Here is a 26,585-nt window from a genome sequence, read left to right on the forward strand (position 1 = left end):
GTTGACAGAACGACATTCCTGATATCAAGTTGGAGGCAAGAAAACAAAATTTCTGATACATAAAACGGGAGGATCCGTTGAAGACCAATGTCGTTGCCCACCGCGATTTCCGCATCGCGACCATTGACGCCAGGCTCTACAGCTCGTTTCTCGAGCATCTCGGCAGAGCGATCTACGGCGGCATTTACGAGCCCGGACACCCGACAGCCGACGAGGACGGGTTCCGCCGCGACGTGCTCGATCTGGTGCGTGATCTCGACACGCCCTACTGCCGTTATCCCGGCGGCAACTTCGTCTCGGCCTATAATTGGGAAGACGGCGTCGGCCCGCGTTCGGAGCGCCCGGTTCGTCTGGACCTTGCCTGGCGCACCCGCGAAGCCAATCAGATCGGCGTGAATGAATTCGTCGACTGGTGCAAGAAGGCGAACACCAAGCCGATGCTCGCCGTCAATCTCGGGTCGCGCGGCCTGGATGCGGCCCGCAATTTCCTGGAGTATTGCAATCATCCCGGCGGCACCTATTATTCCGATCTGCGCCGCAAACACGGCTGGGCCAATCCGCACGATGTCAAATTGTGGTGCCTCGGCAATGAGATGGACGGCCCCTGGCAGGTCGGCCACAAGTCGGCCTATGAATATGGCCGGCTGGCGGATGAGACGGCCAAGGCCATGCGCGGCTTCGACAAGTCGCTGGAACTTGTGGTCTGCGGCTCGTCCAATTCCGACATGAAAACCTATCCGGATTGGGAGGCTCAGGTCCTCGAGCAGTGCTATGACAGCGCCGACCATATCTCGCTGCATATGTATTTTGCCAACCGCGAGAAGAATACGCTCAACTATCTCTCCCGGGCGACGAAGCTCGACCGCTACATCACCACGATCGGTGGCGTGATCGACTATATCAAGGCGAAAAAGCGCTCGAAGAAGACAATCGGCATTTCCTTCGACGAATGGAATGTCTGGTATCATTCCAACCAGCAGGACAAGGAAATCCTGGCGCGCGATGAATGGCCGGATGCGCCGCATCTGCTTGAAGACGTCTATAATTTCGAGGACGTGCTGCAGGTCGGCGGCATCCTCAACACCTTCATCCGCCGCTCCGACCGTGTGCGCATCGCCTGCATCGCCCAGCTCGTCAACGTCATCGCCCCGATCATGACCGACGACGGCGGGGCTGCCTGGCGCCAGACGATCTATTACCCCTTCTACTACGCCTCCCGATATGGCCGCGGCGCAGCCCTGCAGCTGGTCGTCGATGGCCCGACCTATGACAGCGACGAGGAGAACGACGTTCCCTATCTCGACGTCTCGGCAGTCCATTCCGAGGATGGCAAGACGCTGACCTTCTTTGCCGTCAACCGTCATCCGCAGACGGCACTGGATTTTGACGTGCGCCTGGAAGGTTTTGGGACCTCCAGCGTCATCGAGCAGGTGGAGATGACCCATAGCGATCTGCAAGCCGTCAACACGGCGGCGCGGCAAGACACGGTCGCTCCGGTCAATGTCCAGACTGCGAAGATCGAGGACGGCAGGTTGCGGGCGGCGCTGAAGCCGCTGTCCTACAACGTCATTCGGCTGTCGGTCTGACAGCCGCCGCCGGGTAAGGCCGCTTGGCCCCGGCTGCAGAGATTCGGCTCGACTGCGAGGAGGCAGGCGGGCCGGAGGGATGGTTGGCTGAAGCCTTGGACCTTGAGTGTTTCAAGTCCTGATGCTTTCGCGAACCGACAACCGCGACATGCCCATGCGTGCCCTTGCGGCCGCCGTATCGTCGCTTTCTAGGGAGGAGTTCATGCAACAGTTGAAGAGGCTCGCATTTGGCGTCGCGCTGGCCGCACTCGGCCTGACGGCGGCGGCCAAAGCCGATGACTATACCTCCTTGCCGCGCAAGGAGACGCTCATAGTCGAAAATCCGGAAGGGACGATCAAAAATCCCGGCTGGTTCAACATCTGGGTCAATGCCGGCGCCGGTGTCTCCACCGGTCTGCAGCAGCTGACCATGGATACGCTCTGGTATATCGACCCCGAGCAAGGGCTTGGCGGCGCGACCTGGGATAATTCGCTGGCCGCCGACAAGCCCCAATATAACGCCGACTTCACCGAAATGACCGTGAAACTGCGCAAGGGGCTCTTCTGGAGCGACGGTGTCGAGTTCACGGCCGACGACGTGGTCTATACCGTCAAGACGCAGATGGATCATCCCGGCATGGTCTGGAGTGCGGCTTTCTCGGTGCAGGTGGCAAGCGTCGAGGCGACCGATCCTCAGACCGTGGTGTTCAAGCTGAAGAAGCCGAATTCGCGCTTCCACGCCCTTTTCACCGTTCGCTGGAACGGCGCATGGATCATGCCCAAGCATGTATTCGAGAAGGTCGCCGATCCGCTTCGCTATGATTTCGCCAATCCGGTTTCGCTCGGCGCCTACAAGCTCAAGGCCTACGATCCTCAGGGCAAGTGGTATACCTGGGAGAAGCGCGACGACTGGCAGAAGACCTCGCTTGCCCGCTTCGGCGAGCCGGCCCCGAAATATGTGACTTACGTCGATCCCGGCCCGCCGGATAAACGCACGATCGCCCAGCTCGAGCACAATCTCGATATCATCCACGACAACACGCCGGAGGGCATGTTTACCCTCAAGGAGAAATCCAAGTCGATCGAGACCTGGTTCCCGGGCTTCCCCTTCGCCCATCCGGATCCGACGCTGCCGGCTGTCATTTTTAACACCCAGGACCCGACCTTCAACAATCCTGACGTGCGCTGGGCGCTAGCCCTGCTGATCGACATCAAAGCGGTCGACATGGCGAGCTATCGCGGCACCGCGACGCTCTCCGCACTCGGTGTGCCGCCGACGGCGATCGCCATGAAAGACTATCAGGCGCCGATGCAGGATTGGCTGAAGGATTTCGAGATTGACACCGGCAAGCAGAAGATCAAGCCCTACGACCCGACGATCGGGCAGCAGGTCGCCGATCTGCTGCGCAAGCAGCCGAAGTTCAAGGACCAGATCCCGACCGACCCCGAGGCGATCAGCACGGCCTTCGGCTATGGCTGGTGGAAGCCGAACCCGCAGGCTGCCGCCGAACTGCTTGAAAAGGCAGGCTTCAAGAAGAGCGGCGGCAAATGGATGACCCCTGATGGTCAGCCGTTCAGGATCCGGATGACGGTCGAGGGCGACACGCGCTCCGTCTTCACCCGGGCAGGCACCTTGATCGCGCAGCAATGGGCCGCCTTCGGCATCGATGCCAAAGCCGTACCGACGACCAACCTCTGGCAGGTTGCACTGCAGCCGGGTGATTTTCAGGTGGCGATTGCCTGGAGCGTCGAGACCTGGGGCGGCGATCCCGACCTGTCCTTCTTCCTCGATAGCTGGCACTCGCAGTTCGTGGCGAAAAAGGGTGAGAACCAGCCGCCGCGCAACTGGCAGCGCTGGAGCAATCCGGAGCTCGACAAGATCATCGAGACGATCCGCGGCATCAGTGCCGACGATCCGAAGGGCATCGAGCTCGGTAAGGATTATCTGAAGCTGGTTGCCCGCGAAATGCCGACGATCCCGCTGATGTCCTATAACGTCTTCACCTCGATGGATACGACCTATTGGACCGGTTATCCGACGATCAAGGACCCCTATACCGACCCGGTGCCGAATTGGGCCAACTCCAGGCTGATGATGGTCAAGCTGAAGCCGGCCCAACCGAAATAATCCTCCCAACGCCGGCGCTTTAGCCACGCGCCGGCTCCTTATCGGCGGGCTCTGCCCGCCGATCCTTTCCATCGATGCCGTCCAATCGATGAAAGGAGAACCAGAGAGGAACCACTGCCTTATGACGCCCTATCTAATCTTTGTGCTGAAGCGTTTCGGTCAGTTTCTGCTCGTCGTCTTTCTTGGCGTCAGCATCACCTTCTTCGTCACTCACCTGACCCCGATCGATCCGGTCGAAGAAAGCATAGGCGCCATTACCCAGATGGGGCAGTCCGATCCGAATGCGATCGAACTGATGCGCCAGTCGCTGCGCGAGCTTTACGGCATGGAGGGCTCGATCTGGCAGCAATATCTGCACTTCTGGCTGCGGCTTGCGACCGGCGATCTCGGCCCCTCGCTGTCTGCCTTCCCCACACCCGTGTCCACCATCATTATGCGGTCCCTGCCCTGGACGATCGGGCTGATGACCGTCTCGACGCTGATCACCTTCGTGCTCGGCAATGCGCTCGGCGCGCTCGCCGGCTATTACCGGAAGAACATGGTGCTGAAGGCGGTCAGCCTCGTCTGCATCGCCCTGCTCCCCATTCCCTATTATATTCTGGCCTTCGTGCTGCTCATCCTGTTCGGCTATCTCTGGCCGGTGCTGCCGATCAATGGCGGCTACGAGATGAATGCCAATCTGGATCTCTCCTTTGCGCTGGTGCTCGATATCCTCGAACACTCGATCCTGCCGGCGCTGTCACTGATCCTTGTCGGCGCCGGCAGCTGGCTGATCGGCATGCGGGCGCTGGTGTCCAACATCATCACCGATGATTACGTCGTCTTCGCCGAACTCGGCGGCGTCCCGAAGCGGAAAATACTCCGCTCCTACATCGCCCGCAACGCCATGGTGCCGCAATTCACCGGGCTTGCCATGTCGCTCGGGGCGATCTTCAACGGCACCGTCATCACCGAAATCGTCTTCGGCTATCCCGGCATCGGCAACCTGTTGATTTCGGCGGTGCATGCCGGCGATTACAGCCTGGTGCTCGGCCTCAGCGCCTTGTCGATCGTCGGCGTCGCCGCCGCCGTCTTCATCATCGACATTCTGAGCCCGCTGATCGATCCGCGCATCAAGGTGGAATAGGCCATGTTTACCATCATCCGCGACCTCGCCCGCCAGAACCTCGAATTCCTCTGCGGCCTGCTGCTCTTTGCCGTCATCGTGGGGTTCATCATCCTGTCGTATTTCTCGCCCTACGCCCCGACGGACATCTATCTTCTGCCGCCCGACATGCCGCCGGGTGGCGACTATTGGCTCGGCACAACATCGCGCGGCCAGGACGTGTTCTGGCAGCTGACGACGGCCCTGCGCAACACCTTGTATTTCGGCATCGGCGTCGCCTTTCTCTCCCGCATCATCTCGCTCGTCGTCGGCCTGGTCGCCGGTTATGCCGGGGGCGCGGTCGACCGGGTGCTGATGGCGATCAACGACAGCATCATGGTGATCCCGCAATTTCCGCTGCTGATCCTGTTCTATTTCGTGCTGAAGGACAGCATGACCTGGACGGTGCTGATCGTCATCATGGCTTCGCTCGGCTGGTCCTACGATGCGCGTCTGATCCGCTCGGTGGCGATCGGCCTGAAGACCAGGCCGTTCACCACCCAGAGCGTCTATTCCGGCATGAGCATGCGCAAGATCCTGGTCGAGGAGCACCTGCCCTATGTTCTGCCGATCGTCTTCGCCACCACGATGAACAACATGATCTGGTCGATCGGCATGGAGATCACCCTTTCGGTGCTCGGCTTCACCGATATCGAGACGCCGACCATGGGCATGATGATCTACTGGGCCAATGCGCATTCGGCGCTGATCGCCGGAATATGGTGGTGGGTGGCGGCCCCCGTCGCCGTCATCGTCATTCTGTTCCTGGCGCTCTTCCTGCTGTCGATGTCGATGAACGAATACAATGATCCGCGCAGCCGGCTGAACCGGATGGGAAGTTAGCATGGACCCTTTGGTCGAAATCCAGAACCTGAAAGCCTATTACCGCGCCTTCCTTTTTGGCGTCGATCGCGAAGTGCGCGCCGTCGACGATATCAGCCTGACGATCGGCCGCGGCGAGGTTTACGGCGTTGCCGGTGAATCAAGCAGCGGCAAGACGACCCTGATCAAAACCATCGCCGGCGCCATCCGGCCGCCGCTCCGGGTGGTGTCGGGCAACGTCAAATTCCATTTCGCCGGCGGCACCCAGGATATCTACGCGATGAAGCCGGAGGAGCGCATGGCGCTGCGCTGGCGGCATCTCTCCTATATCATGCAGGGCTCGATGAATGTGCTCAATCCGGTGCGCCGGATCCGCCATTCCTTCACCGATTTCGCCTTCCGCCACATGGCTGTCAGCAAGCCAGTTTTCTTTGAGAAGGTCGCCACCCATCTGCAGCGGCTGAAGCTCGATCCGCATCTGCTCGACGCCTATCCGCACGAACTCTCCGGCGGCATGCGCCAGCGCATGACCATTGCGCTTGCCACCATCCTGACGCCGGAGTTCATCATCGCCGACGAGCCGACCACCGCGCTCGACGTCATCGTTCAGCGCGACGTGCTGTCGATGATCCGCGAAATCCAGCGCGAGATGGGTTCCTCCTTTCTGTTCGTCACCCATGATATGGGCGTTCACGCGACAGTCTCCGACCGTATCGGCATCGTCTATGCCGGGCGTCTCGTCGAGGAAGCGCCGACCGCTAAACTCTTCAGCAAGCCGCTCCACCCCTATACCCAGCATCTGGTCGGCAGCCTGCCGCGCATCGGCGATGCGACGACGCGGCCCTCGCTGGAGGGGCGCCCGCCGAACCTCGCCATGCCGCCGGAAGGCTGCCGGTTTCACCCGCGCTGTCCGATACGGATGGATATCTGTTCGCAGAAGGTGCCGCCGCTCGTCACCGTCGAGCCGGGGCGCCGCGTCGCCTGTTTTGCAGTTACGGGAGATCAGGTTTGACCGCTCTGCTTCACCTTTCGCATGTCACCAAAGTCTATCGCCAAGGCGGGATGCTCGGCCGGCGCCTGATTACCGCCGCCAAGGATGTCAGCTTCGAAGTCGGGGCGGAGCCGGAGATCCTTTCGATCGTCGGCGAATCCGGCTCGGGCAAATCGACGATTGCGGCGATGATCCTCGGGCAGACGACACCGACGGAAGGGCGGCTGGAATTTTCCGGCAAAACCGTCTCCATCCATAGCCGATCCGAGCGCAAGGCCTTCATGAAGGAGGTCCAGCCGGTTCTGCAGAACCCGTTCGAAGCCTTCAATCCGCTGAAGCGGGTCGACCGTTATCTGTTCGAGACAGCCCGCAATCTGTCCGGCCCGGGAAAACGGATAGACCGGAAAGAGGCGGAGCGGATGGCCGATGCCGCCCTTGTGCATGTCGGCCTGACGCTTGAAGAGGTGAAAGGCCGCTTTCCCCACGAACTGTCCGGCGGCCAGCTTCAGCGCGTCGCCATTGCCCGCGCGCTGATCCCGCAACCCCGCCTGCTGGTCGCAGACGAGCCGGTCTCGATGGTCGACGCGTCGCTCCGCATGGCGATCGTCAACCTCTTCGGCCGCCTGAAAAACGAACTCGGTCTGTCGATCATCTACATCACCCATGATCTCGCCACCGCCTATTACGTCAGCGACAACATCATCATCATGCGCAAGGGCGAAATCGTCGAGCGCGGCCAGGCTCGCCCCGTGCTGGATAATCCGCAGCATCCGTACTCCCGCGCGCTGAAGGAAGCGGTGCTGGCAGCCGATTTCGCCCCGGCATTGTAGGTGGCTGCGGGCGAAGTTTGGTGATCCGAGAGGACTTCACACAAGAGGAGCTCGCGTTGCCATTGGGTCGCTGAAGTGATCAGAGCCCGAATGGCTAAGAAAGAGACGGCTCACGCCGCCTCCTCCTCGTCGAGGACCGGCTGCAAGTCATGCAGGTAGTCGACGGCGCGCTGGGCATGAGCTGCCGCTGAAAAGATCGCGCGCTTGTCGTTGCCGAGAACCTTGAGCCAACCATCGAGATAGCTTGCATGGTCGGGGCGTGGTTCGAGCTCGGGAACGATACCAAGATCGGCGCAGAGAAAGCAGCTGCCGAGTTCGGCAATGAGTTCTTCGCGGGCGCGTTCACTCCTGTCTTTCGCGTAGCGGCTGAGATCCCGATCAAGCCTCCGGGGTGCAGCGGTCCAATGCGTCATCTCGTGACTAAGGACGGCGACATAGGCGGCATCGTCCCGAAAGGCATCGAGGCATGGCATCTGGATGTAATCACGGGCAGCAGCATAATAGGCCGCCGATCCTCCGTGCCGGATCAGTGCGCCGGTATTGGCAAAGAACCGGCCGGCAGCACCGATGCGGCTCATCCAATCCTGGCCAGGGGCTGTAGAGTGAGCAAGGCCATTGAGGCCGGTGATCTGATCGGTGTTGAACACGGTGTAGGTTTTGAGGAAGGGGATATCGCGTTCGATTTCGGCGCCTGTCTCCGTCGTCTCGGCGCGGATGAAAGAGCTGGCAAAGACGACCGTCGTGCCGGTCTCACCCCTGCGGACGGCGCCGCCGAGCTCGATTGCCTGGCGAAACGTCATCCACCTTGGTGATGCAAAGCCGCGGGCGATGGCTTCAGACCAAAGGAGCAGAACATTGATCCCGGTGTAGGGTTGGCCATTGTGGCGCAGGGGCCGGCTGACCTCGGTCGTCGCATTACCCGTGGTCCACGGTTTGGTCCAGGGCCGTACGCCCTGCTCGAGATCGGCGATGATCTTGTTGGTGATGCGGCTGTAGATGTCTGATCGTTGATTGCTTTGCTGCCTGCTCATGTCTGAACCTCCGTTTCGAGGTCGCGGCCATCGCGACCTGCTACGGCGGTCCGAAAGCCAGGCTGCAAGTGCTGCCTGCACCCGCAGGGCCGCAACGAAGTGGAGGACGGCAAAGCCGTTGCCGGCGGCGCGAGCCTGGCAGGACCAAAAGCCAGGGCAGGACGCGATGGCAGCAAGATTGCGGCGAGGTTCCGAGGGAGGCAGATGTAGAAAATTCGAGACTGCATCACGCCGATCGCCTCCAACGTGAGCCGGAGCGTCAGGGGCTTACCTGCCTGACGCCATCAGTGGCTGGCGCGGCGACGAGCCAGTCACCAATTCAGGCCCCGGAAAATTCGGCAAGCTCCTGAAGATTGGTCAGTGGAGATGCGAAGGGTCACGTCTCGTCCCATGGTGCTTTGGTCGACATGGTCCGTTTCAGGCGCAAGTGGCTGCGCGCGCTCAGAGGGGGTGCTGGCGGCGATTTCAGCCCGGCGATGCGAGCAATACGCGTACATTCGAGCCGTGGGTCAATCATCGCTTGCGAATCGCCCGCGCAGCGGCGGCGCTCGATTCCGCAATCGCGGCCCGCTCCCCGGCTGTCAAAGACACAGGCTCGTGCTCGTCGGCGAGTCTAGCAGGGCGCACCAGCTTCGGCCAGTTCGTGATGGGGTGCCGGCGCGAGGTTCACGCCTCGTCCCACGGCGATTTGGTCGACATGGTCCGTTTCAAGAGATCATTCGGCTGCGCCGGCGCGTCGAGGCGGGCAAGATATTCGGCGTAGATTTCAGGGCTGACCGTGAAGATCGTACGGTCGAGCAGCACTTCCTCAGCCCGCCGCGCGGAAGCCTCCAGCATGAAATCCGTGCGCGTCTTGCCAAACAACTCGGCGGCGCGATCGATCAAGTTGCGGGTCGCAGGCTTGATACGTATATTCAACGGCACGCTTGCGTCTGGACTTTTGTTCGAGTGCGAGGTGGCCATGGCAAACTCCCGTCTGGAGCAGAGACGTAACGTAACGACATCATCTTTACAAAGGCGAATGTAAGATACTGTCGTTACGCGTCTGTCGGCTATCTCCTACCCAGTCGGCATGCTATTTCCCGTCCGCCTGTCCCGATGGTTTCGTGGCAGCATTCAGGACACCATCCTGCAATCCCACCTCGTCTGCAAGAATGGCGGCGGCCTCGTCGAGCAGGACGTCTTTTGCGTTCTTGCGGGCGTTTTCGAGGGCGATATCGGCGGTCAGGCTGCGCTCGCCCGCCTCCAGGCCGTCATCGCCTGCGGGATTATCGCCATCGCTTGCCTGCGCCCGATCCTTGAACCGCTTCTCGCGCGCCGCCGCTTCCTTGCGACGTTCCGCTTCGTTCAGGGAGACGATGCCTTTCTCGCGCTGCGCCTTCAGGTCGGCAATGTCCTTTACCAGGCGCTGGAAATCCGGATCGCCCTTCACCCGCGCATCATGGCGGCTTTGCAATGCCGGCAGCAAGGCCGTGACATTGCCTTCGGGCGCGTATTTCGCCGGCTTGATCTCGGCCCATGGCAGGGCATTGTCATAGCTTGTCTCGCCGAAGCTTGTCGGATCAGACAATCCCGGCAGGCTGATATCGGGGGTGACGCCGCGCAGCTGCGTCGTGCCGCCATTGACCCGGAAGAACTGGGCGATCGTCACCTTTAGCTCGCCATATTCGGGCTTGCTGTTGTGCACCATCTGGTCGAGATCGACGACGGTCTGCACCGTGCCCTTGCCGAAGCTGGCTTCGCCGACAATCACGCCGCGACCGTAATCCTGGATGGCCGCGGCAAAAATCTCCGAAGCCGAGGCCGAGCCGCGATTGATCAGAACACCCATTGGGCCTGACCAGACAGGCTCGGCCAGATCCGAGCTTTTGACCTCGATCTTGCCGTCGCTGCGGCGCTGCTGGACAACCGGACCCTTGCCGATGAACAGGCCGGTCAAATCGATCGCCTCGTCCAATGAACCGCCGCCATTGTTGCGCAGGTCCATGAGAACGCTGTCTACATTCTCTTGCTTCAGCTCTTCTAGAAGCTTGGCGACATCGCGGCTGGCGCTTTTATAATCCTTGTCGCCTTTGCCCTTGGCTTCAAAATCCTCATAGAAGACCGGTAGCGTGATGATCCCGATCTTACGCTCGGTGTCGCCCACTTTCACGGTCTGCACGGTCTTCCTGGCGGCCTGCTTTTCCAGGCTGATCTTATCGCGCACCAGACTGACGACGCGATGCGTGGCATCGGCGCCAGCGTCTGCCGGCAGGATGTCGAGGCGCACGACGGAGCCTTTTTTCCCGCGGATCATTTGCACGACTTCATCAAGCCGCGTGCCCACAACTTCCTTGATCGGCCCACTCTTGCCCTGGCCGACGCCGGTGATGCGGTCGCCGACCGCCAGCTTGCCTGAGAGTTCAGCCGGCCCGCCGGGCACCAGCTCACGGATCGTCGTATAGTCGTCGCGCTCCTGCAGCACCGCCCCGATGCCGAACAGCGAAAGCTTCATCGATACATCGAAATCGGCCGAAGCGGCCGCGCCAAAATAATCCGTGTGCGGATCAATCGCGTTCGAATAGGCGTCCATGAACGACTGGAACACGTCGTCGCTCTTGAACTTGTAAGCGCGCTCGAGCGTGTTTTCATAGCGTTTGTCGAGCGTTTCGCGAATAGCCGCATCGGCTTTGCCGCCAAGCTTCAGCCGCAGCCAGTCGCTCTTGACGCGCTTGCGCCACAGCTCATCGCTCTCGGCTTGTGACTGCGGCCAGGGGGCTTTCTCGCGCAGCACCGAATAATTATCCTGCCCGCTGAAATCGAAATCCTGCTTCAGCAGGCTGCGCGCATAGGTCATGCGGTCGACGACGCGCTGTTCATAGGCGTTGAAGATCGCAAACGGGATCTTTAGGTCCTTCCGCTCGATCGCATCGTCGATCTCGCTGCGCTCGGCCATGAACTTGTCGATATCGGCCTGCAGGAACAGCATGCGGTCTGGATCAAGCGACTTGATGAAGCCATCCATGACCCTCGCCGACAGGGCATCGTCGAGCGGGACGGGCTTGTAGCTATAGCGCGAGAGAAATTGCGCACTCAACTGAGCAGCTTCGGCCTGTCGCTCCAGCGGCGCCAAAACCGGCGGCGATGCGACTTCAGCAGAGGCGGACTGTACGATTGCAAGAAATGCACCGAGAAAAACGTAAGCTATGCGCATGCAGCGTTGATCCAATTCTTCATGCCTGTGATCGATCTGTGATCTATGTGAGGCAATCATGGTTTTTTGGCAACCAGCTGGCAAATGACATTGTCGCGAAGCGTTGAAAACGGCCGGGCGCCATCGATCGGGAGAAATTGACGTCTATCACCTCGCTGGAGCGGACCTGTTGGAAGGAGAATGGGCAATCGGGAATGCTCCCCACGCTAAGGGCGGAGTAACGGCAGCCGCAGGAGGCTCAGCATAGCGGCCGACTGGGAGGCGGGACCGACTGCCCCCGCCGTTGCGTTCGGCATAATGCAGCGGCGGAACGGAACAAACCACATAAGCGCATATTTATCTCGATCGGGATTAGACTGAATCTCCGTTTCCTCGCCGTATAGCTCCTCGAAGTGATCGAAGGTCTTAACCAACGCCCTCCGTCGACGACCACAGCGGCCGCGCCAGATCTTCAAGTGCGCAGCCGCACCCGTTATACATCTGCGTGGCCAAGACCTGCCCAGCGTCGGCAAGGCCACCGCTCGGAAATCAACCTCAGCGCGCAGACGGCTAACTTCAAGTCCGGGGGGATATTGTCAGACCGAGGGGTCGAGCGACGAGCCAGCTGGAGGAGGATAGGTGGCGACGCCGTTGTGGACAAACCCGCAATGAGAAAAAGCGCATCAGAACGGGATCGAACGTTCGAGTATAATGCGGAAAGCAGGCTGAGGCTGTTGCCTTTCGGTTCCGCACTTCTATCTTTTTCGTTCTTCGACCTCAATCTGGAGTTTCTTTGTGGCTATCGCGGGTTTGGTGCCGGGCAAGCTTTATTGGGCCAGTTCTTGGAAACACTTCGACGGCAAAATCACCGTTGTGGAGGTGTCGTCCGTTTTCGGTGAGGATCCTGATTATTGGACCGTCGCGGTCATTGGTTCGGATCAGCACTACATGCTGGGCGACTTCGAATTCATCGCCATCGCCGAACCGCCACACGGAATTCCGATGCGGTATGCCGCCGAGTAAGTCGGCTGTTCGGCAACTGGCTTTTAAAAGCTAGGCAAGGCCCAGGGTGTTTTGGGGGAAACTAGCTGTAGGTCACTGCGAAGGATCTCTCTATAGGCGCTGCGAAAGGTGACGTCCTCACTTTTGGCAAAGGGATGGGTCTTACCCCGATGCCTCCTCCGCGATCTACATACCATGCGCCGAGGGTAGTGGTAACTTCTTGAAACTTCTCGCACTCAGACCAAAGTCCGAGACCTCCTTAGCCGGTGGAACCTAGAGAGCTGCACTGAGTTCCCTCCCCGTCATCACCTCAAGAAATCAGGAGGAACCTCAATGAACAGGTTAATTTTCGCAGCCTTCGCCGCCGCGCTTGCTGCCTCATCCGCACTTGCGCAGACCGCGCCCAAGCCAACGGCGGATCCGAAAACACCGGCCGTTGCGACGCCGGCGGAGAAAAACCCAACTGCTCCGGTCGAGGGGGCTAACAGCTTTACCGAAAGTCAGGCCAAGTCGCGGATCGAAGACGCCGGCTATTCCGACGTAACGGGGCTTAAGCTCGATGACAAGGGCATCTGGCAGGCCAGCGCCAAGAAGGGTGCGAAGTCCGTCATGGTCGGTTTGGACTACCAGGGTAACGTCGTCGCGAAGTAGCCAGCGCACCGCTTAGAGAAACTTGAAGGAGATCTCCCATGAGAACCGTAACAGGACTTTTCGACTCTTATACCGATGCCGAGAGTGCCGTCTCCCAGCTTCGGTCCCTCGGCATTGATCACGACGAGATCAGTGTCGTTTCCAACAACAGCGACAGCCGCCACAAAATCGATGCCGACGACAATGATGTCGCAGAAGATGCGGGTAAAGGCGCAGGAATCGGCGCCGTGCTCGGCGGCACCGGCGGCCTCCTCACCGGCCTTGGCATCATGGCCATTCCGGGCGTCGGCCCTGTGGTCGCCGCAGGCTGGCTGGCAGCGGCTTTAGCGGGTGCTGCAACCGGTGCGGTTGTCGGGGGTGCTGCTGGCGGTCTGATCGGTGCCCTGACGGACGCCGGCGTCGATGAGAGAGACGCTCATGTTTACGCTGAAGGCGTTCGTCGCGGCGGCACTTTGGTGACGGCTCGCGTTCCCGACACGCTAATCGGTGCGGCGGAGGACATTCTGGCAAAGTCACCCCGTGTCGATGTTGCTGCTCGCCGCAACGCTTATTTAGAAGGCGGCTGGAAATCGTTCGATCCTACGCTTGATCCCTATACGCCGGCGGAGGTCGAGCAAGAACGTCGTCGTTATGACCGCAGCACCGGTATCTGAGGAACACCTTGAGCGTCGCCACGCTCGAGGGACTAAACAACCCGCCGATACGTCGGCGGGTTTCCGGCTGGATCGCCTTTTTCACGTTACGACAGGACGCTTTTGTTGAGCAGAGGCGGCGCGAACCCCACCTTCAAGGTAAACCTAACGCGATCTCAATCTGAACTTTCTTTTTAACGGGGTTGTCAGGAGCCCCCGGAATAGCCCTCGCCTTTCCATCGGCTCCATCACCGCCTCAGGACCTTCCGGGTCGAGGATCTCGTTATCCGCCAGCCATTCCTCCAGGTCTGATATCGCCGGGGTGTCATAGGGGACCAAGGTTGGCCTGTTTCCGGGTCGATCCCCGTTGGGCGTATCTCTTAGTTCCTCGATGGCTGCAATAACTGACTTCGAGCGTCTAATCGTCTGAGCCACTTCATCCGGATCAACGCCGAGGTGTTCCGCCAAGAGAATATTGCGTAGGTCGACCAGTCGGCTCGATAGTTGCTCGGTTTGCCCAGCCTCAAAAGCAACGTCACATTCGTTATCAAACCGCATGGATCGGTTGTTGAAGTTTGATGATCCGACGCGTAACGCTTTATCATCTACGATCATCAACTTTGAATGGACGTAAACCGGCACACCATCGGTTGTTATCGGATGATAAATTCGAAATCGCTTATGGCGATCGTGCGGGCGCAAAGCTTCCCTCAGGCGCGCTCGTGCTGTGTCCATTGCAAGCTCGCCCAGCCAGTTGTCTGCTTTAACCGGGTTGATGAGAATAACTTCCGGACCGTCGTTTTCTTCGAGACGTTTGGCAAGAGCCTGGGCGATAACCCGGGAGGCGAAATACTGACTCTCCGCGTAAATCAACCGCTCGGCTGACATGATCATGTCGACATAAAGCCGCTCGATCTCCGCAACACCTGCCTGATCTCCATAGGCAGGCATTGTGCGAGAAATTCCGAGAGTGACGGGTCCGAACGAGATGGCGCCGTTGATGAATGGGCGCTCATGTGGGAAAACGACCGGTGCCAGCTGCTCACCGCCCGCAGATCGCCATCTTGAACGGCAGAGATCGCCAAGCGCTTCTGCGGCCGGCCCCGCGCAGAAACTCGAGACATCATGCCAAGGGCCATAAGACGTTCCATTGGGCCGCCTGCGAAGCGGATCGTCATCCAGGTGCTTACGCGTATCCCAGCGCCCTGCCGTGACGTCGATGCCGCCACAAAAAGCAATCGAATCGTCAATCACAAGGATCTTTTGGTGGTGCGAACTGCCGATCGGATGATTGCCGTCCAGAAGAACAGTTATTTGGCGATGGAGCTTCCATCGAAGGAGATAGGGAAGGTTCGACAGTTTCGCCCAGCTTGAGAGGAAACCGGGATTCCAGAGGAGAAGCCGAATCTCAAGGTCCGGGTTTTTCTTGGTCAGCCACAGAAGAAAATCTCCGACATGGCTCGGTCCTTCATAATGGTCGCCTGGACGGCCGAGGGTAATAGACGCATCGAAATCCCATCCCACGAGGAAAATCGACTTTTGGGCCGACGCCATCGCCGTCCGGGCGGCGGCGAAGTAGTCGTCTGCGTCAATTATTATCGCGAACTCGTCAGCCCGCTCCGCCCGCCAGATATTGGAGGATGGTTGAAGCAATTCTGACATTAATTTTCCTTAGTCCGTCTCGCTGCACGGGACACCGCGCAACCCCGTTGATTGATGAAACCCGAATTGCGTAAGGCTTTCGAGCGAGGCCTGCTCTCGGGAATACGACCTGTCGGCTTTTCCCTCGCGGAAGTACTTCTCATTTCTGAACGCCAACAGCAACCGGAAACGGATAACCTCTTGCGGCCAGTCCCAGGAGGGCAGGGTCCTGGCGTCGCGCCTTCGGGACCCTGTTTGGAAAGAACAATAAGAAGTGATCTCAGCCGCGACGACCTTTGCCCAACCGGCTCATGGCGGCCATTCTCGCTTTGCGCCCATGCGATATCTGCATGCGAAGGAGAAAAGCATCTGCGGCGCGGACCAGCTGGAGCGCCAGACGAACGGGCGCCCGCCGGATCGGCGCGACATGAGAGAATTGCACTATATCTGCGTCAGAACCGAAATTGGACGCGGATAAGCGTGAATTTTGGACGCTGATTGACAACCGATCCCATACAGGAAGCATTGCTGGCCCTCATCGAGGAGAAGAAGAAGGCGGTGAAGGCCAGAAAGACCGGTGAGCTTTTTCTGATATCCTAAGAAAGGTTTTGCGCTATGGGCGGAGGCTCGCCTTGTTGGTGGGGTCGGCGTAATTGGCTGGGACCGTGGCTCCAGACGTTGAAATATACGAGGCCGCGCTGGAAGCGGCGGAGCTCAATTTTTAAGATGCCAAGACGACGTCAGACTTCCAAACTCAACGATTCGAAAGTCGAACGAGCCACTGATAAGCAACTCGTCGGCCAGAGGCAAGCCTGGTATCGAGGGGGCGTACAGAGGCTGGTCGTCGCAAGAGTTGTGACGTTTGGCCTTACTGCGTGGAATCGCCCTCGAGTATAGTCGCAGCCTGGATAGCGGCGGGATCGACCGTCAAATGCAAATATTCGATCATCGACTTCAATGTTGAATTCGGTCAAATTTGACGGCATTAGTACTCCCGTCGAATCCATCTCGTCCCTGTCGACCAGCCCGTCGCCATCGTGATCCATCCTTGCGTTCATGTCCACGCTAGGATTGCCCTTGTCATCCTATTTCAGCCCAGGCTCCAGCACCTCGTTGAAGCTCGCGACCTCCTCGGAATTCAGTTTGTCGTCGCCATCGCGATCAAACTTTGTGAAGGCGTTGTGGAGCATTTGCGACAGTTGCGTCGCCGTTGCGGTTAATGTCACGTTGTTCCTCCCGACTATCAAATTAACTATGCGGTTCGCTGGCAAGTGATATCCGAGACGACTTGAGCAGAGCTGGATTATGGCTTACCTCATGCGAGGTGGAAAGCAGACAATCGAAGCGAGGTCATCGCTCCAATGCATTAAAATTGCTCGCAGATTTTTACACCGGGCAGGTTCACATCAATGGCATGAAACTGGCCACGGCGGCGCCCTTCGGAGGATTCAAGATGTATGGCATTGGACGTGAGGCCGCCCCGGAGATTTAAGCGTTTCTCCAAACGAAAGCCGTCACCTTTCCATCAACCTGAATTCGCTGTTGTAGAAACGAGTCCAAAAAGAGGCCGCAGGAGCACCATCCGGCGGCCTCCTTTTCCCGTGCAGATGATCGCTAGGGCCCCACGGCGCCGGCTTTCACACTGGTGAGAAGCTTGATGAGGGCCTGAGCTCCTGCGGTGGAAGATGCCGGGTTCTGCCCAGTGATCAACATGCCGTCGGTGATAGCGAAGCTCTCCCAGTTCGCCTTCTTCTCGTAGAGACCGCCGAGACGTATGAGCTCGTCCTCAACGAGGAAAGGAACAACCTTCGTCAGTTGCACTTCCTCCTCCTCGCCATTGGTAAAGCCTGTGACCCGCTTTCCCTTGACAATCGGAGCGCCGTTATAGGTGACGCGGTGAAACACGGCCGGCGCGTGGCAGACTGCCGCCACCGGCTTGCCGGCGTTGTAAAAGGATTCGATCAGCTTGATGGAATCCGAATTGTCCACGAGATCCCACATGGGACCATGGCCGCCGGGATAAAAGACGGCATCGAAATCTTCGGAACGGGCTTCGCTCAGCTTTTTGGTGCTCGCAAAAACCATCTGCGCGGCCTCGTCGCCCTTGAACCGCGTCATGGCGGGGGTCCGATTTTCCGGCAGATCGCTCTTTGGATCGATCGGGGGTTGACCCCCTTTTGGGGACACGAGCGTCAAGTCGACGCCTGCATCTCGGAAGACGTAGTACGGTGCGGCGCCCTCCTCCAGCCAAAAACCAGTTTTGCGCCCTGTGCTTCCGAGGGTGTCGTGCGAGGTGAATACCATAAGGATCTTCATGCTCAGGCTCCTTCCACTTTTCTTAATTCGCAGCCGGTTTGCTGCACGACCGGAAGCATGTCTTGGATTAGGGGGATTTGCATGTGCACGTTAGTATCGCCAATACCTTGGTGTTGGTGATCAATCGGGCGGGGTATGACCGCTATCGGAGCCCGCCTGTCAAGTACTGCGCGCGCTACCCATGCCGAACGACCAATCTTAGTCCGAGTTGCGCGCGCGTGAGGCTTGAGTAGGCCAAGGCTATTGCACGACGGCGTTCCGACGCCTCGACGACACGGAGAAGCAATGGCGAATCGTTGCCGCGGCACCAAGCACGCCGGCTGGCTGGAATGAATCCACTTCGTTCATAGCGTTTTCGGCACCTGTTTGCCGAGCCGAGAGCTTCGGCTACTTCCGTTCCTTTAGATCCCGTCGGCACCGAAAAATGCACACGCCGCCAGTGATCACCGGCGGCGTGCATATATTCCTCTGAAATACAGTAACGTCAGGTTTTGCCCTCAGCCTTCTTCTTTCGGTATTGGACGGTTGGAAGGCCGCCCCAGCCCCAGTTGTCCAAGTCGACTTCCTCAATCACCACGTAGGTTGATTCCAGCGGCTTGTTGAGGACGTCGAGCATGACCTGGCTGACGCCAGCGATGATGGCCGCTTTCTCCTCGGATGTTACCGAGGTGCGATCGGGGGTCGTGCCTTCACGGGTTACTTGTACGGTGACGATGGGCATTTTTTATTCTCCTTGTTGGGCTCGTCGATCTGCTAAGCGGCCATTGCAGCGAGGTGCTTCTCAAGTTCGTCGACATGAGCGTACCCAGCGCCGACCTTGCCGAGAGTTCCCCCCTTCTTCAAGAACAAGGTCGGGAAGCTTGAAACGCCCATTGCTCGCACGGGCGCGAAGTCCGTTGCAGCTTCTTCGATAGTGCTACGCTTGTCCCATTCCGCCAGGAATTCCTCCGAGCTGACGGGATGACCGAGTTCGGCGAGCGCGCGAGAACCGGTCTCAGCCAGTACTGCCCCGTCCGTCGTGTCGAGCGCATCTACGTAGAAGGCATGCTGGAACGCTCGGAAGACGCTCAGAAGATCGGCTTCCGGCCTAAGAATGCGGGCAGTCACCACCGCACGGCACACGGGTTCAGTATCGTAGACGAAGCCTTTTCTGGCCAGAAGACCTTTTCGGTTGAACGGTACGCCGCTGGCTTCCTCGACCTTGCCCCAGTGGTGCAGTCTGAACTGCTTTCCCGCGTCATCGAGAACGTCGGTCGCACCCGCGCGCAAACCACCGAGGATGATCTTGACGGACAGTTCCGGACGCCGCTCAAGCAGCAGCGCCATCTGTTTGCCGAATCCATAGCACCACGAGCACATCGGATCGGCGGCTAGTACAAGTTCCATTCTTTTTCCTTTCACTCGCAGCGGCTTATTCAGGCCACGTGCCCGCGTGATGTTCGAGACCTACCAGCGGCCGGCGTTCTGGCCACCGTCGACATGAAGGATCTCGCCCGTGACGAAGCTTGCGCCTTCGAGGTAGATCACGGCGTCGACGATGTCGCTGATCTCGCCCATGTGGCCGACGGGATGCAGCGCGGAGAGGAACTCGTGGGTCTCTGGAGCATGCATCGGGGTCTTGATGATGCCAGGAGACACGGCATTCACCCGAACGCCCGTCTTGGCGAACTCAATCGCCAGTTCCTTCGTAACGGCGTTAAGACCGCCCTTCGTGAGCGAAGCAAGGGCCGTGGGGACGCTTGACACCGGCTGGTTTACTAAGCTGGTCGTGATGCTGACGATGTGGCCAGAGCCGTGCTTGAGCATCTGCCTCGCAGCCCGCTGCGTGATGTGGAAGAAGCCCGAGACGTTCACGCCGAAGTTCAGGTCGTAATCTTCCTGAGTGAAGTCGACAAAAGCCTTTGCTGTGAAGACGCCGGCATTGTTCACCAACGTGTCGATACGACCGAAACGGTCAACCGCTTCGCGAACGACGCGCTCTGCGGTCTCGGAGCTAGAGATGTCGCCCCCCACGGCATGTACGCCATCGTCGGAGCCTTGCTTTATTGAACGCGAGGTGGCGACGACACGGTAGTTCCGCGCACGGTAGGCGCGGACCAGACCTTCACCAATGCCCTGCGATGCACCGGTGATGACGGCGACCTTCTGCTGATTGCTCATGATATTCATCCTTTCAATTGCATCGGTCCTTCGTTGGGCCGCCCGTCGCCCTCGGCGTCGGTGCTATTGATTTAGGTGCTGTCGACCATCGGGAGAATTGCCGGGCAACGGCAGTCACTGAACCGTTTTTCGGCATAATTTTTAGCGAGCTACGCTTTGTGACCTAAATGCCCATCGAAACGAACGAGCCATTCATGACGTCGGCGGAATTTGCATCATCCACGGCTTGCGAAGGTATTGCCAATACTTTCGTATTCCCTGGCTTCGTCAGCCAGCGGGCAAATAGCGAGGCCGTGCGAGTTCGAAGCCTCTGATGAAACAGTCAAAGGTCTGGGGAGCTCATTGCTTCGTGTCAAGCAACGTCTTCGCGCGCAACAGTCGAGGGCTGGAGAATCCTTCGCGGAACCGCTGGTAGACGGGACGAAGGATTTCTTGTGCCGCTCCAAGATCACCGCGGCTGGTCAGATATTCAGCGTAGGTCATGCCCGCTGTGAGTTCCCAATACAAACCGCCTTGAGCCGATGCTCTTCGGCCAGCCTCTCGAAATAGGTCTACGACTAAGGTCTCGTCCACGTCTTGTGCTGCGATTATCTCGCCTTTCTTTCGTAGAAGTTCGGGCACTATCCAGCGGTAGCTTTTTTCCACTGAAAATTTCTGCGCTCTGTCGATCTCCAAGAGCGCCTCGTCCAAACGTCCGGCCGCCTGCAACGCGGCTGCGAGTTCACACATAAAAAACGGATAGAACAGTAGATACGAGGATTCTTGCATGTCTCGAATGCCGGCCCGAAGAGCGTGGATCCCCTCCGCAGGCGAGCCTGAACGCGACGCCAAGCTGCCTCGGACGCATATCCCAACCGCGTAGAAAGGTTTCAGGCCATGCTGCAGTGCATGTGCTGTGAGTTCTTCGCCCCATTGTCGTGCTCGCGCTTCATTGTCCAGACTGAGTGACACGAAGGCGGATGCCCAGGCCAACGCAACGCAAAATACAAACGGTTGCTTCGTTGCACGTGCTTCATCGACGGAGTCTTCGGCTGCTTGAGAAGCCGCCTCCAATCGACCCAACGAGATCAAGTTGACGGTATCATGCGCCATGGAGGACGTTCGAATGTCCGCCCCGAGCCTGAGCATATCCGTACGACGATTGTTCGACGGCGAGTTCCTCGCCGCCCAATCAAGTCGGTCATGAGCCTCCACGTGGTGAGCCTGATAGGTCTGCGGGATACCCGACATCCAAGCTGCCGTTGCGCGTGACCTCGCATCGCCCCCGCCGGCGCGTTTCTCGTATTCTTGCGCGTAAACAAGCGCATCATCCAACTCCACCGATCGAGCGCTAAACAGCCATAGGGCGCAAGTAACGCGCTGCTGGTAGTCCTGGTCACCCAAGGTTTCAGCGAGTGTTAGGGCGCGTGCGAGCACCGTTCGACCTTGCTCGCTCATACCCTGAGTATAAATCATCGCAAATCCCAGCGCGCACTGCAGGACCAGTTCGGTGCGTCCCCCCTCCTCTCCTTCAAGGCAGGAGAGCGCTTTTTTAGCCCATTCGCCTGACTCCGACACGAGTGAGGTCGCGATCCAGAAATCGGAGGCAACTCCGGCAAGGCCAGCTCCGAGCTTTCCATCGCCCTCTGAAGAAAGCGCCCAAGTCAAAGCGGCTCGGAGATTGTCGATCTCTCGGCGGTACCGCCCCAGACCATCGATTGCCAACTGCAGCGAGTCTTCACTCGAAAATGGCCGAAATAACGAAAGGAAAAAGGCCGCGGTGCGCCTCATCGTCATTTGATAGTCGGTGCCCCCTCCAAGCTTTTCCAGCGAATAGACCCGCACCGTCTCCAGAAGGCGCCACCGGGGGGCTGCCTCAGTTCCGTCGAAGGTCACCAACGATTTCGTGACAAGGTTCGACAGCCCTAGTGCGGTCTCTTCCTCATCCTCCCCGCTGGCGGCCATCGCGGCCTCCAAGGTAAACCCTGCGGGATATACGGAGAGACTGCACAGAAGGCGACGCTCTCCTTCGGGCAACAATTCATAGCTCCAATCGAGCGCTGCCCGAAGCGTGCGGTGCCGAGGCAAGGCAGTGCGCCGTCCGCCGGTCAGAAGAACGAAACGGTCATCCAATCGGCCGGCGATCTGTTGAAGCCCCAACGTGGCGGCACGGGCGGCGGCGAACTCTATCGCTAAGGGAATTCCATCCAGATGTCGACAAATACCCGCGATAGTTGAGACACTGTCCCCGCTCGTCCTAAAGTCGGACTGCAACGCTCTTGTTCGGGCGACAAACAACTGAACCGCACTGTGCGTTAGCGGATCACCAGCCTTTTCGTTCGCGGGAACATCGAGCGGGGGCACACGATATGTGAACTCCCCTTCGATCCTGAGAAGTTCCCGACTCGTTGCGAGAACCGAAACGTTCGGGCAGGCGCGCAACATCGCCTCGATCATCTCGGCAGCGGCATCGACGACATGTTCGCAGTTGTCGATCAGAAGCAACATTTTCCGGTTACCAATTGCCCGCGCAACGAGCTCGGCAGAGACGTCGTCGCTTTGAAGGCGCAGATCGAGAGCCTGTGCAAGTGTAGTGGGAACAAGATTTGGATCCGAGAGGGAAACCAGCTCCACGAAGAACGCATCCCCATCGATCGTTGGCTGCAGGCGTCGGGCGACTTCGGACGCGAGTACGGTTTTTCCGATCCCACCGGGTCCCGTCAAGGTTACAAGTCGATAGGCCGACATGAGCGTCACGATATGAGAAATTGCAGCCTGACGGCCAATCAGTTCGGACGCCGCCGAGGGGATGTTGGTAACAAAACCCTCTCGTTCGCTCGACCGTACGAGCGTGGCGGGCGTCGGATCGGCAAACCGCTTTTCGGGTTCCGTCCACTCGCCAAGCAGTCGATATCCGCGACCGGACACGGTACGCAGCAGGTCTCGATCCTTTCCAAGAGCACGCCTTATTGCAGAGATATGAACCTGGAGGGTGTTTTCCTCGACGACCATCCCAGGCCAGACGCGCTTCATCAGCTCGTCTTTCGTGACGATCCTCCCCGATGAAACTGCAAGCGTTTCGAGGATTTCGAACGCGCGACTGCCGAGCGGTACCGGAGCGCCCATCGCACGCAGCTCTCGCTTTTCGAGGTCAAGCTCCCATCCGGAGTGCTCGAAGAGGCCTATCTCAATCTGTCCCAAAGCGATCCGAATCTATCTGGTTCAACCCCATCGATAAAATCACAGACGGGCAGATTGCGCCAAGGCTACTTCGACAACTGATAGGGGAATACTTCAGCTTTTTTCAGGATCTCTCACACCACTTAAGTCGTGAAGGCGTGCATGCTGGTTTAAAAAACGCGGAGCACCTTCATTGCGAGGCAGCGTAAAGCATTCATATCATCCCCCAGCCGCAGCACATCGCGTGCACGATCGACGAGGAGCAATGACATGTCCCCCACAAAAAAACCAACTGATCTCTCGACAATGGCGACAACACTCTGCAGCGATGCTTTGGTCGCCGTATTGGATAACGGCAGCGAATGCGATCCCAATTTGCATGTACATATTTCGGGCATGGGCCGGCAACTGCAACGATTTACCTCAGCGCACGACTTGCTGAGCGGCGCCCAGTCTGGATGTTTCAGCTGCATCCTCGTTGACGCAAGCATGGCCGATCTACCGGTCTCAGATCTCGCGCGATTGATCTGTTCTTACGCCGTGCACTGCCCAATCATCGTCGTCACCCCTAGCGGCAGTCCCGCCACGTCTGTTGCCACCACCAGATTCCGGGTGACCTTCCTCCCTAAGCAGGATGATCCCGCCGTAATTGCAGAGGAGGTAAACGCATCTATACGTGCGTTCAACGAGGCGAACCGTTTGGAAGCATATTTTCTCACGCTGACACCGCGAGAACGGCAAGTCATGAAGTTCGTGGTGGAAGGCTTGCTGAATAAGCAGGTAGCCTTCAAGTTGAATATTAGCGAGATCACCGTCAAAGCTCATCGTGGCCGGCTCATGAGAAAGATGAACGCCAGAACACTTCCTGACCTTTTGTATATGGCGGCAAGGCTCGGCCCTGCAGGCTCCGTCGCGGACGAACTTTCGACCTTCTGAAGCGCCGCAGCGCCTCCACGTTCCAGCACAACCCGTAGCTAACCGACACCATTGGACAGTAGCAACTTCTACCAGCTGTCTGAAATGGACCTGGAATGGCCTGTCGTGCGGCGGGCATTCAACAAGCGATCTTTGGAGACACAGGCATGGGCAACTCAAACAACGCGACCTGGACACGCCGCTCCTTCGGCGGAGCAGCACTCGGGCTGGCGGCCGCAGGAATCCTCGCAGGGCGTGTCGAAGGTGCCGCGCAAAGCAAAATGCCCGGACTGCACAAGGGCATGGGCCTGGTTGCCGACAAGCGTATCGACGCCGGAGACCTGAATGTCGGATACGCCGATCTCGGCCCTGAAGGCGGCTCGGCCGTTATACTGTTCCACGGCTGGCCCTACGACATCAACGCCTTCGCCGAGGTGGCGCCTTTGCTCGCAGAGCGGGGTCATCGTGTGATCGTGCCGCATCTGCGCGGATACGGCAGCACTAGGTTCCTGTCCGATGACACTATGCGGAACGGCCAACAGTCGGCGCTTGCTCTCGACGCCGTCAAGCTGATGGACGCCTTCAAGATTGAAAAGGCGACGGTCGCCGGATTCGACTGGGGTGCACGGACTGCCGACATTGTCGCCGCGCTCTGGCCAGAACGATGCAGGGGTTTAGTATCCGTCAGCGGCTATCTCATAGGGAACCAAGCTGCTGGAAAGGTGCCCCTGCCCCCAGCCGCGGAGGTTCAATGGTGGTATCAGTTCTACTTCGCGACGGACCGCGGTCGCGACGGCTATGAAAAGTACACGAACCAGTTCGCCAAGCTGATCTGGCATCTCGCCTCGCCACAGTGGAAGTTCGACGACGAAACCTTCGATCGGAGTGCAGAAGCATTTGCCAATCCCGATCACGTCCCGATTGTCGTTCATAACTACCGCTGGCGGCTGGGCCTGACGGGAGGCGAAAAACGGTTCGACGAATTCGAGACCAAGCTTGCGGCAGGTCCCGAGATCCATGTGCCGACGATCACGATAGAGGGCGACGCCAACGGAGCGCCTCATCCAGATTCCAAGGCCTACGCCGCAAAGTTCAAGGCGAAATACGAACACCGTCTCGCAGTGGGCGGGATCGGCCACAATTTACCACAGGAGGCGCCCGAGGCGTTCGCCAAGGCGGTAGGAGACGTCGATTCGTGGGTGTGAGCAGCCGAGATCCCGACGCGCTCAATTATCCAAAAAATCGATGATCTTCATCCGAAAAACCCAACTGGCGCGGCATCGCCTAGTCGTGAGATGGGAAACGCTGCGGCCTGGAAGGCGTCAGACGCCATAGCTCCGGTGCGAGCCCATTGAAAGGATCCAACATTGGAAATCGGTATCGATAGTTTTGCGATGCTCTTGCCCGAACCTGATACGGGTCGTCTGCAGTCGGCTGTCGATCGAATGGAGAGTGTACTTTCCGAGGTGGAGCTTGCGGACCAGGTCGGTCTCGACGTCTTCGGAATGGGCGAACACCACAGGGCAAACGCGCTTGATTCCGCGCCTGCCGTAATACTTGCCGCAGCGGCGGCGCGAACCAAGTCGATAAGGCTGACGAGCGCTGTCGCCGTCCTTAGCGCCTCCGATCCTGTGCGGCTTTTTCAGGAGTTCGCAACGCTGGACCTGATCTCCCGCGGACGGGCGGAGATCGTGGTTGGTCGTGGCTCTTCCGTGGAGGCATATCCCCTGTTTGGCTTCGACCTGAGGGACTACGATGCGCTGTTTGCGGAAAAGCTGGACCTGCTAATCAAGATAAGGGAGCAGCCCAACATCAAGTGGCAGGGCCGGTTTCGTCCTGCGATCAATGGCGAGGGTGTCTTCCCGCGTCCGCATCAGACCAGATTGCCAATCTGGCTTGGCGTCGGCGGCACGCCAGAATCCTTCATCCGCGCCGGGACTCTCGGCCTCTCGCTGATGGTCGCCATCATCGGCGGGAGCTTCGAGCGCTTTCTGCCCCTGGTCGAACTCTATCGTCGAGCATGGCTCGCCAGCGGGCACCCCGCTGAAAACCAGCGAGTAGGCGTCCACGCTCTTGGATTTGTCGGAGAGACCGACGAGGCGGCAAAGAAAGCGTTCTTCCCCGGTTGGTTCCAAATGTTCACGGACGCCGGAAGAGAGCGCGGTTGGCCGCCGCCGACGCAGGCGCAGTTCGAGCATATGTGCGGGCCGGGTGGCGCGTTCCTTGTCGGCAGCCCACAGACGGTGGCTGCCAAGATATCTCATGTTAGCAGAACGTTGGGAGGGATTGCTCGCATCACCTTTCAGATGAGCACCGCCTCGCTCGACGCGGAAGCGATGCATCGTTCGATCGAGCTGCTGGGAACCAACGTCGCGCCTTTGGTGCGAGGACAGCCGCGCGAATAGCTGGTGTGCGTCGCGGAGAGC

At 59.0% G+C, this 26,585-nt stretch carries 22 protein-coding genes; 12 read left to right on the plus strand and 10 right to left on the minus strand.

The genetic code is table 11. The features are described 5' to 3' along the window. Positions 1-77 precede the first annotated feature (77 nt). The 6 genes from FHX14_RS02440 (at position 78) to FHX14_RS02465 (ending at position 7,480) form a co-directional block, all read left to right on the plus strand. Complete coding sequence (locus FHX14_RS02440) at positions 78-1,586, plus strand: alpha-N-arabinofuranosidase (protein WP_184375919.1); 1,509 nt, start codon at positions 78-80, stop codon at positions 1,584-1,586. Positions 1,587-1,788: 202 nt separating this feature from the next. Continuing rightward, positions 1,789-3,693, plus strand: a complete 1,905-nt coding sequence (locus FHX14_RS02445; RefSeq protein WP_184375921.1) for an ABC transporter substrate-binding protein — start codon at positions 1,789-1,791, stop codon at positions 3,691-3,693. Positions 3,694-3,814: 121 nt separating this feature from the next. Continuing rightward, positions 3,815-4,819, plus strand: a complete 1,005-nt coding sequence (locus FHX14_RS02450) for an ABC transporter permease (RefSeq protein WP_184375923.1) — start codon at positions 3,815-3,817, stop codon at positions 4,817-4,819. Between the two features lie 3 nt (positions 4,820-4,822). Then, positions 4,823-5,680 (plus strand): ABC transporter permease, encoded by an 858-nt coding sequence (locus FHX14_RS02455; protein WP_184375925.1) that lies wholly within the window; start codon positions 4,823-4,825, stop codon positions 5,678-5,680. A 1-nt stretch (position 5,681) separates the two neighbouring features. After that, a complete protein-coding gene (locus FHX14_RS02460; protein ID WP_184375927.1) occupies positions 5,682-6,671 on the plus strand; it encodes an ABC transporter ATP-binding protein in 990 nt (329 codons plus the stop codon). Continuing rightward, positions 6,668-7,480, plus strand: a complete 813-nt coding sequence (locus tag FHX14_RS02465; protein ID WP_184375929.1) for an ABC transporter ATP-binding protein — start codon at positions 6,668-6,670, stop codon at positions 7,478-7,480. The genes FHX14_RS02460 and FHX14_RS02465 overlap by 4 nt, the downstream gene beginning before the upstream one ends. Positions 7,481-7,590: 110 nt before the next feature. Here the strand turns inward: FHX14_RS02465 and FHX14_RS02470 are convergent, their stop codons facing one another. The 3 genes from FHX14_RS02470 to FHX14_RS02480 form a co-directional block, all read right to left on the minus strand. Beyond that, positions 7,591-8,511 (minus strand): zincin-like metallopeptidase domain-containing protein, encoded by a 921-nt coding sequence (locus FHX14_RS02470; RefSeq protein ID WP_184375931.1) that lies wholly within the window; start codon positions 8,509-8,511, stop codon positions 7,591-7,593. 666 nt (positions 8,512-9,177) lie between these two features. Next, positions 9,178-9,474: a DUF1778 domain-containing protein gene (locus tag FHX14_RS02475; protein ID WP_184375933.1), complete on the minus strand. Its 297-nt coding sequence runs from the start codon at positions 9,472-9,474 to the stop codon at positions 9,178-9,180. A 112-nt stretch (positions 9,475-9,586) separates the two neighbouring features. Then, the gene (locus FHX14_RS02480; RefSeq protein WP_184375934.1) at positions 9,587-11,704 is read right to left on the minus strand and encodes a carboxy terminal-processing peptidase; all 2,118 of its coding nucleotides are present in this window, start codon (positions 11,702-11,704) and stop codon (positions 9,587-9,589) included. 774 nt (positions 11,705-12,478) lie between these two features. On the opposite strand from FHX14_RS02480, the gene FHX14_RS02485 reads away from it, so the two are divergent. The 3 genes from FHX14_RS02485 to FHX14_RS02495 all read left to right on the plus strand — a co-directional run bounded on the left by FHX14_RS02485 (position 12,479) and on the right by FHX14_RS02495 (position 13,989). Then, complete coding sequence (locus FHX14_RS02485; protein ID WP_054184704.1) at positions 12,479-12,706, plus strand: hypothetical protein; 228 nt, start codon at positions 12,479-12,481, stop codon at positions 12,704-12,706. A gap of 312 nt (positions 12,707-13,018) precedes the next feature. Then, a complete protein-coding gene (locus FHX14_RS02490) occupies positions 13,019-13,336 on the plus strand; it encodes a hypothetical protein (RefSeq protein WP_003595394.1) in 318 nt (105 codons plus the stop codon). Positions 13,337-13,374: 38 nt separating this feature from the next. Next, the gene (locus FHX14_RS02495) at positions 13,375-13,989 is read left to right on the plus strand and encodes a general stress protein (RefSeq protein ID WP_184375936.1); all 615 of its coding nucleotides are present in this window, start codon (positions 13,375-13,377) and stop codon (positions 13,987-13,989) included. A 144-nt stretch (positions 13,990-14,133) separates the two neighbouring features. Here the strand turns inward: FHX14_RS02495 and FHX14_RS02500 are convergent, their stop codons facing one another. The 7 genes from FHX14_RS02500 to FHX14_RS02530 all read right to left on the minus strand — a co-directional run bounded on the left by FHX14_RS02500 (position 14,134) and on the right by FHX14_RS02530 (position 23,265). Further along, complete coding sequence (locus tag FHX14_RS02500; protein ID WP_184375938.1) at positions 14,134-15,630, minus strand: phospholipase D-like domain-containing protein; 1,497 nt, start codon at positions 15,628-15,630, stop codon at positions 14,134-14,136. A 1,064-nt stretch (positions 15,631-16,694) separates the two neighbouring features. Next, entirely contained in the window at positions 16,695-16,835 is a 141-nt protein-coding gene (locus tag FHX14_RS32880; RefSeq protein ID WP_246713335.1) for a hypothetical protein, read from the minus strand. A gap of 388 nt (positions 16,836-17,223) precedes the next feature. Continuing rightward, positions 17,224-17,925 (minus strand): type 1 glutamine amidotransferase domain-containing protein, encoded by a 702-nt coding sequence (locus FHX14_RS02510; protein WP_184375940.1) that lies wholly within the window; start codon positions 17,923-17,925, stop codon positions 17,224-17,226. Positions 17,926-18,409: 484 nt separating this feature from the next. After that, positions 18,410-18,646, minus strand: coding sequence for a 4-oxalocrotonate tautomerase family protein (locus FHX14_RS02515; RefSeq protein WP_184375942.1), 237 nt, complete (start codon positions 18,644-18,646; stop codon positions 18,410-18,412). A gap of 32 nt (positions 18,647-18,678) precedes the next feature. Continuing rightward, positions 18,679-19,311 carry a DsbA family protein gene (locus FHX14_RS02520; protein WP_184375944.1) on the minus strand — a complete coding sequence of 211 codons (633 nt, stop codon included), beginning with the start codon at positions 19,309-19,311 and terminating at the stop codon, positions 18,679-18,681. A gap of 60 nt (positions 19,312-19,371) precedes the next feature. Further along, the gene (locus FHX14_RS02525) at positions 19,372-20,085 is read right to left on the minus strand and encodes an SDR family oxidoreductase (protein ID WP_184375946.1); all 714 of its coding nucleotides are present in this window, start codon (positions 20,083-20,085) and stop codon (positions 19,372-19,374) included. 339 nt (positions 20,086-20,424) lie between these two features. Further along, on the minus strand, positions 20,425-23,265 hold the full coding sequence (locus tag FHX14_RS02530) for a winged helix-turn-helix domain-containing protein (protein WP_184375948.1): 2,841 nt from the start codon (positions 23,263-23,265) through the stop codon (positions 20,425-20,427). A 249-nt stretch (positions 23,266-23,514) separates the two neighbouring features. On the opposite strand from FHX14_RS02530, the gene FHX14_RS02535 reads away from it, so the two are divergent. The 3 genes from FHX14_RS02535 (at position 23,515) to FHX14_RS02545 (ending at position 26,564) form a co-directional block, all read left to right on the plus strand. Beyond that, a complete protein-coding gene (locus tag FHX14_RS02535) occupies positions 23,515-24,180 on the plus strand; it encodes a LuxR C-terminal-related transcriptional regulator (protein ID WP_184375951.1) in 666 nt (221 codons plus the stop codon). A 146-nt stretch (positions 24,181-24,326) separates the two neighbouring features. Then, the gene (locus FHX14_RS02540) at positions 24,327-25,364 is read left to right on the plus strand and encodes an alpha/beta hydrolase (RefSeq protein ID WP_184375953.1); all 1,038 of its coding nucleotides are present in this window, start codon (positions 24,327-24,329) and stop codon (positions 25,362-25,364) included. Between the two features lie 162 nt (positions 25,365-25,526). Further along, positions 25,527-26,564: an LLM class flavin-dependent oxidoreductase gene (locus FHX14_RS02545; RefSeq protein ID WP_184375956.1), complete on the plus strand. Its 1,038-nt coding sequence runs from the start codon at positions 25,527-25,529 to the stop codon at positions 26,562-26,564. The last annotated feature ends 21 nt before the right edge of the window (positions 26,565-26,585 follow it).

Source organism: Rhizobium sp. BK619, assembly GCF_014195245.1.
Taxonomy (GTDB): Bacteria; Pseudomonadota; Alphaproteobacteria; order Rhizobiales; family Rhizobiaceae; genus Rhizobium; species Rhizobium acidisoli.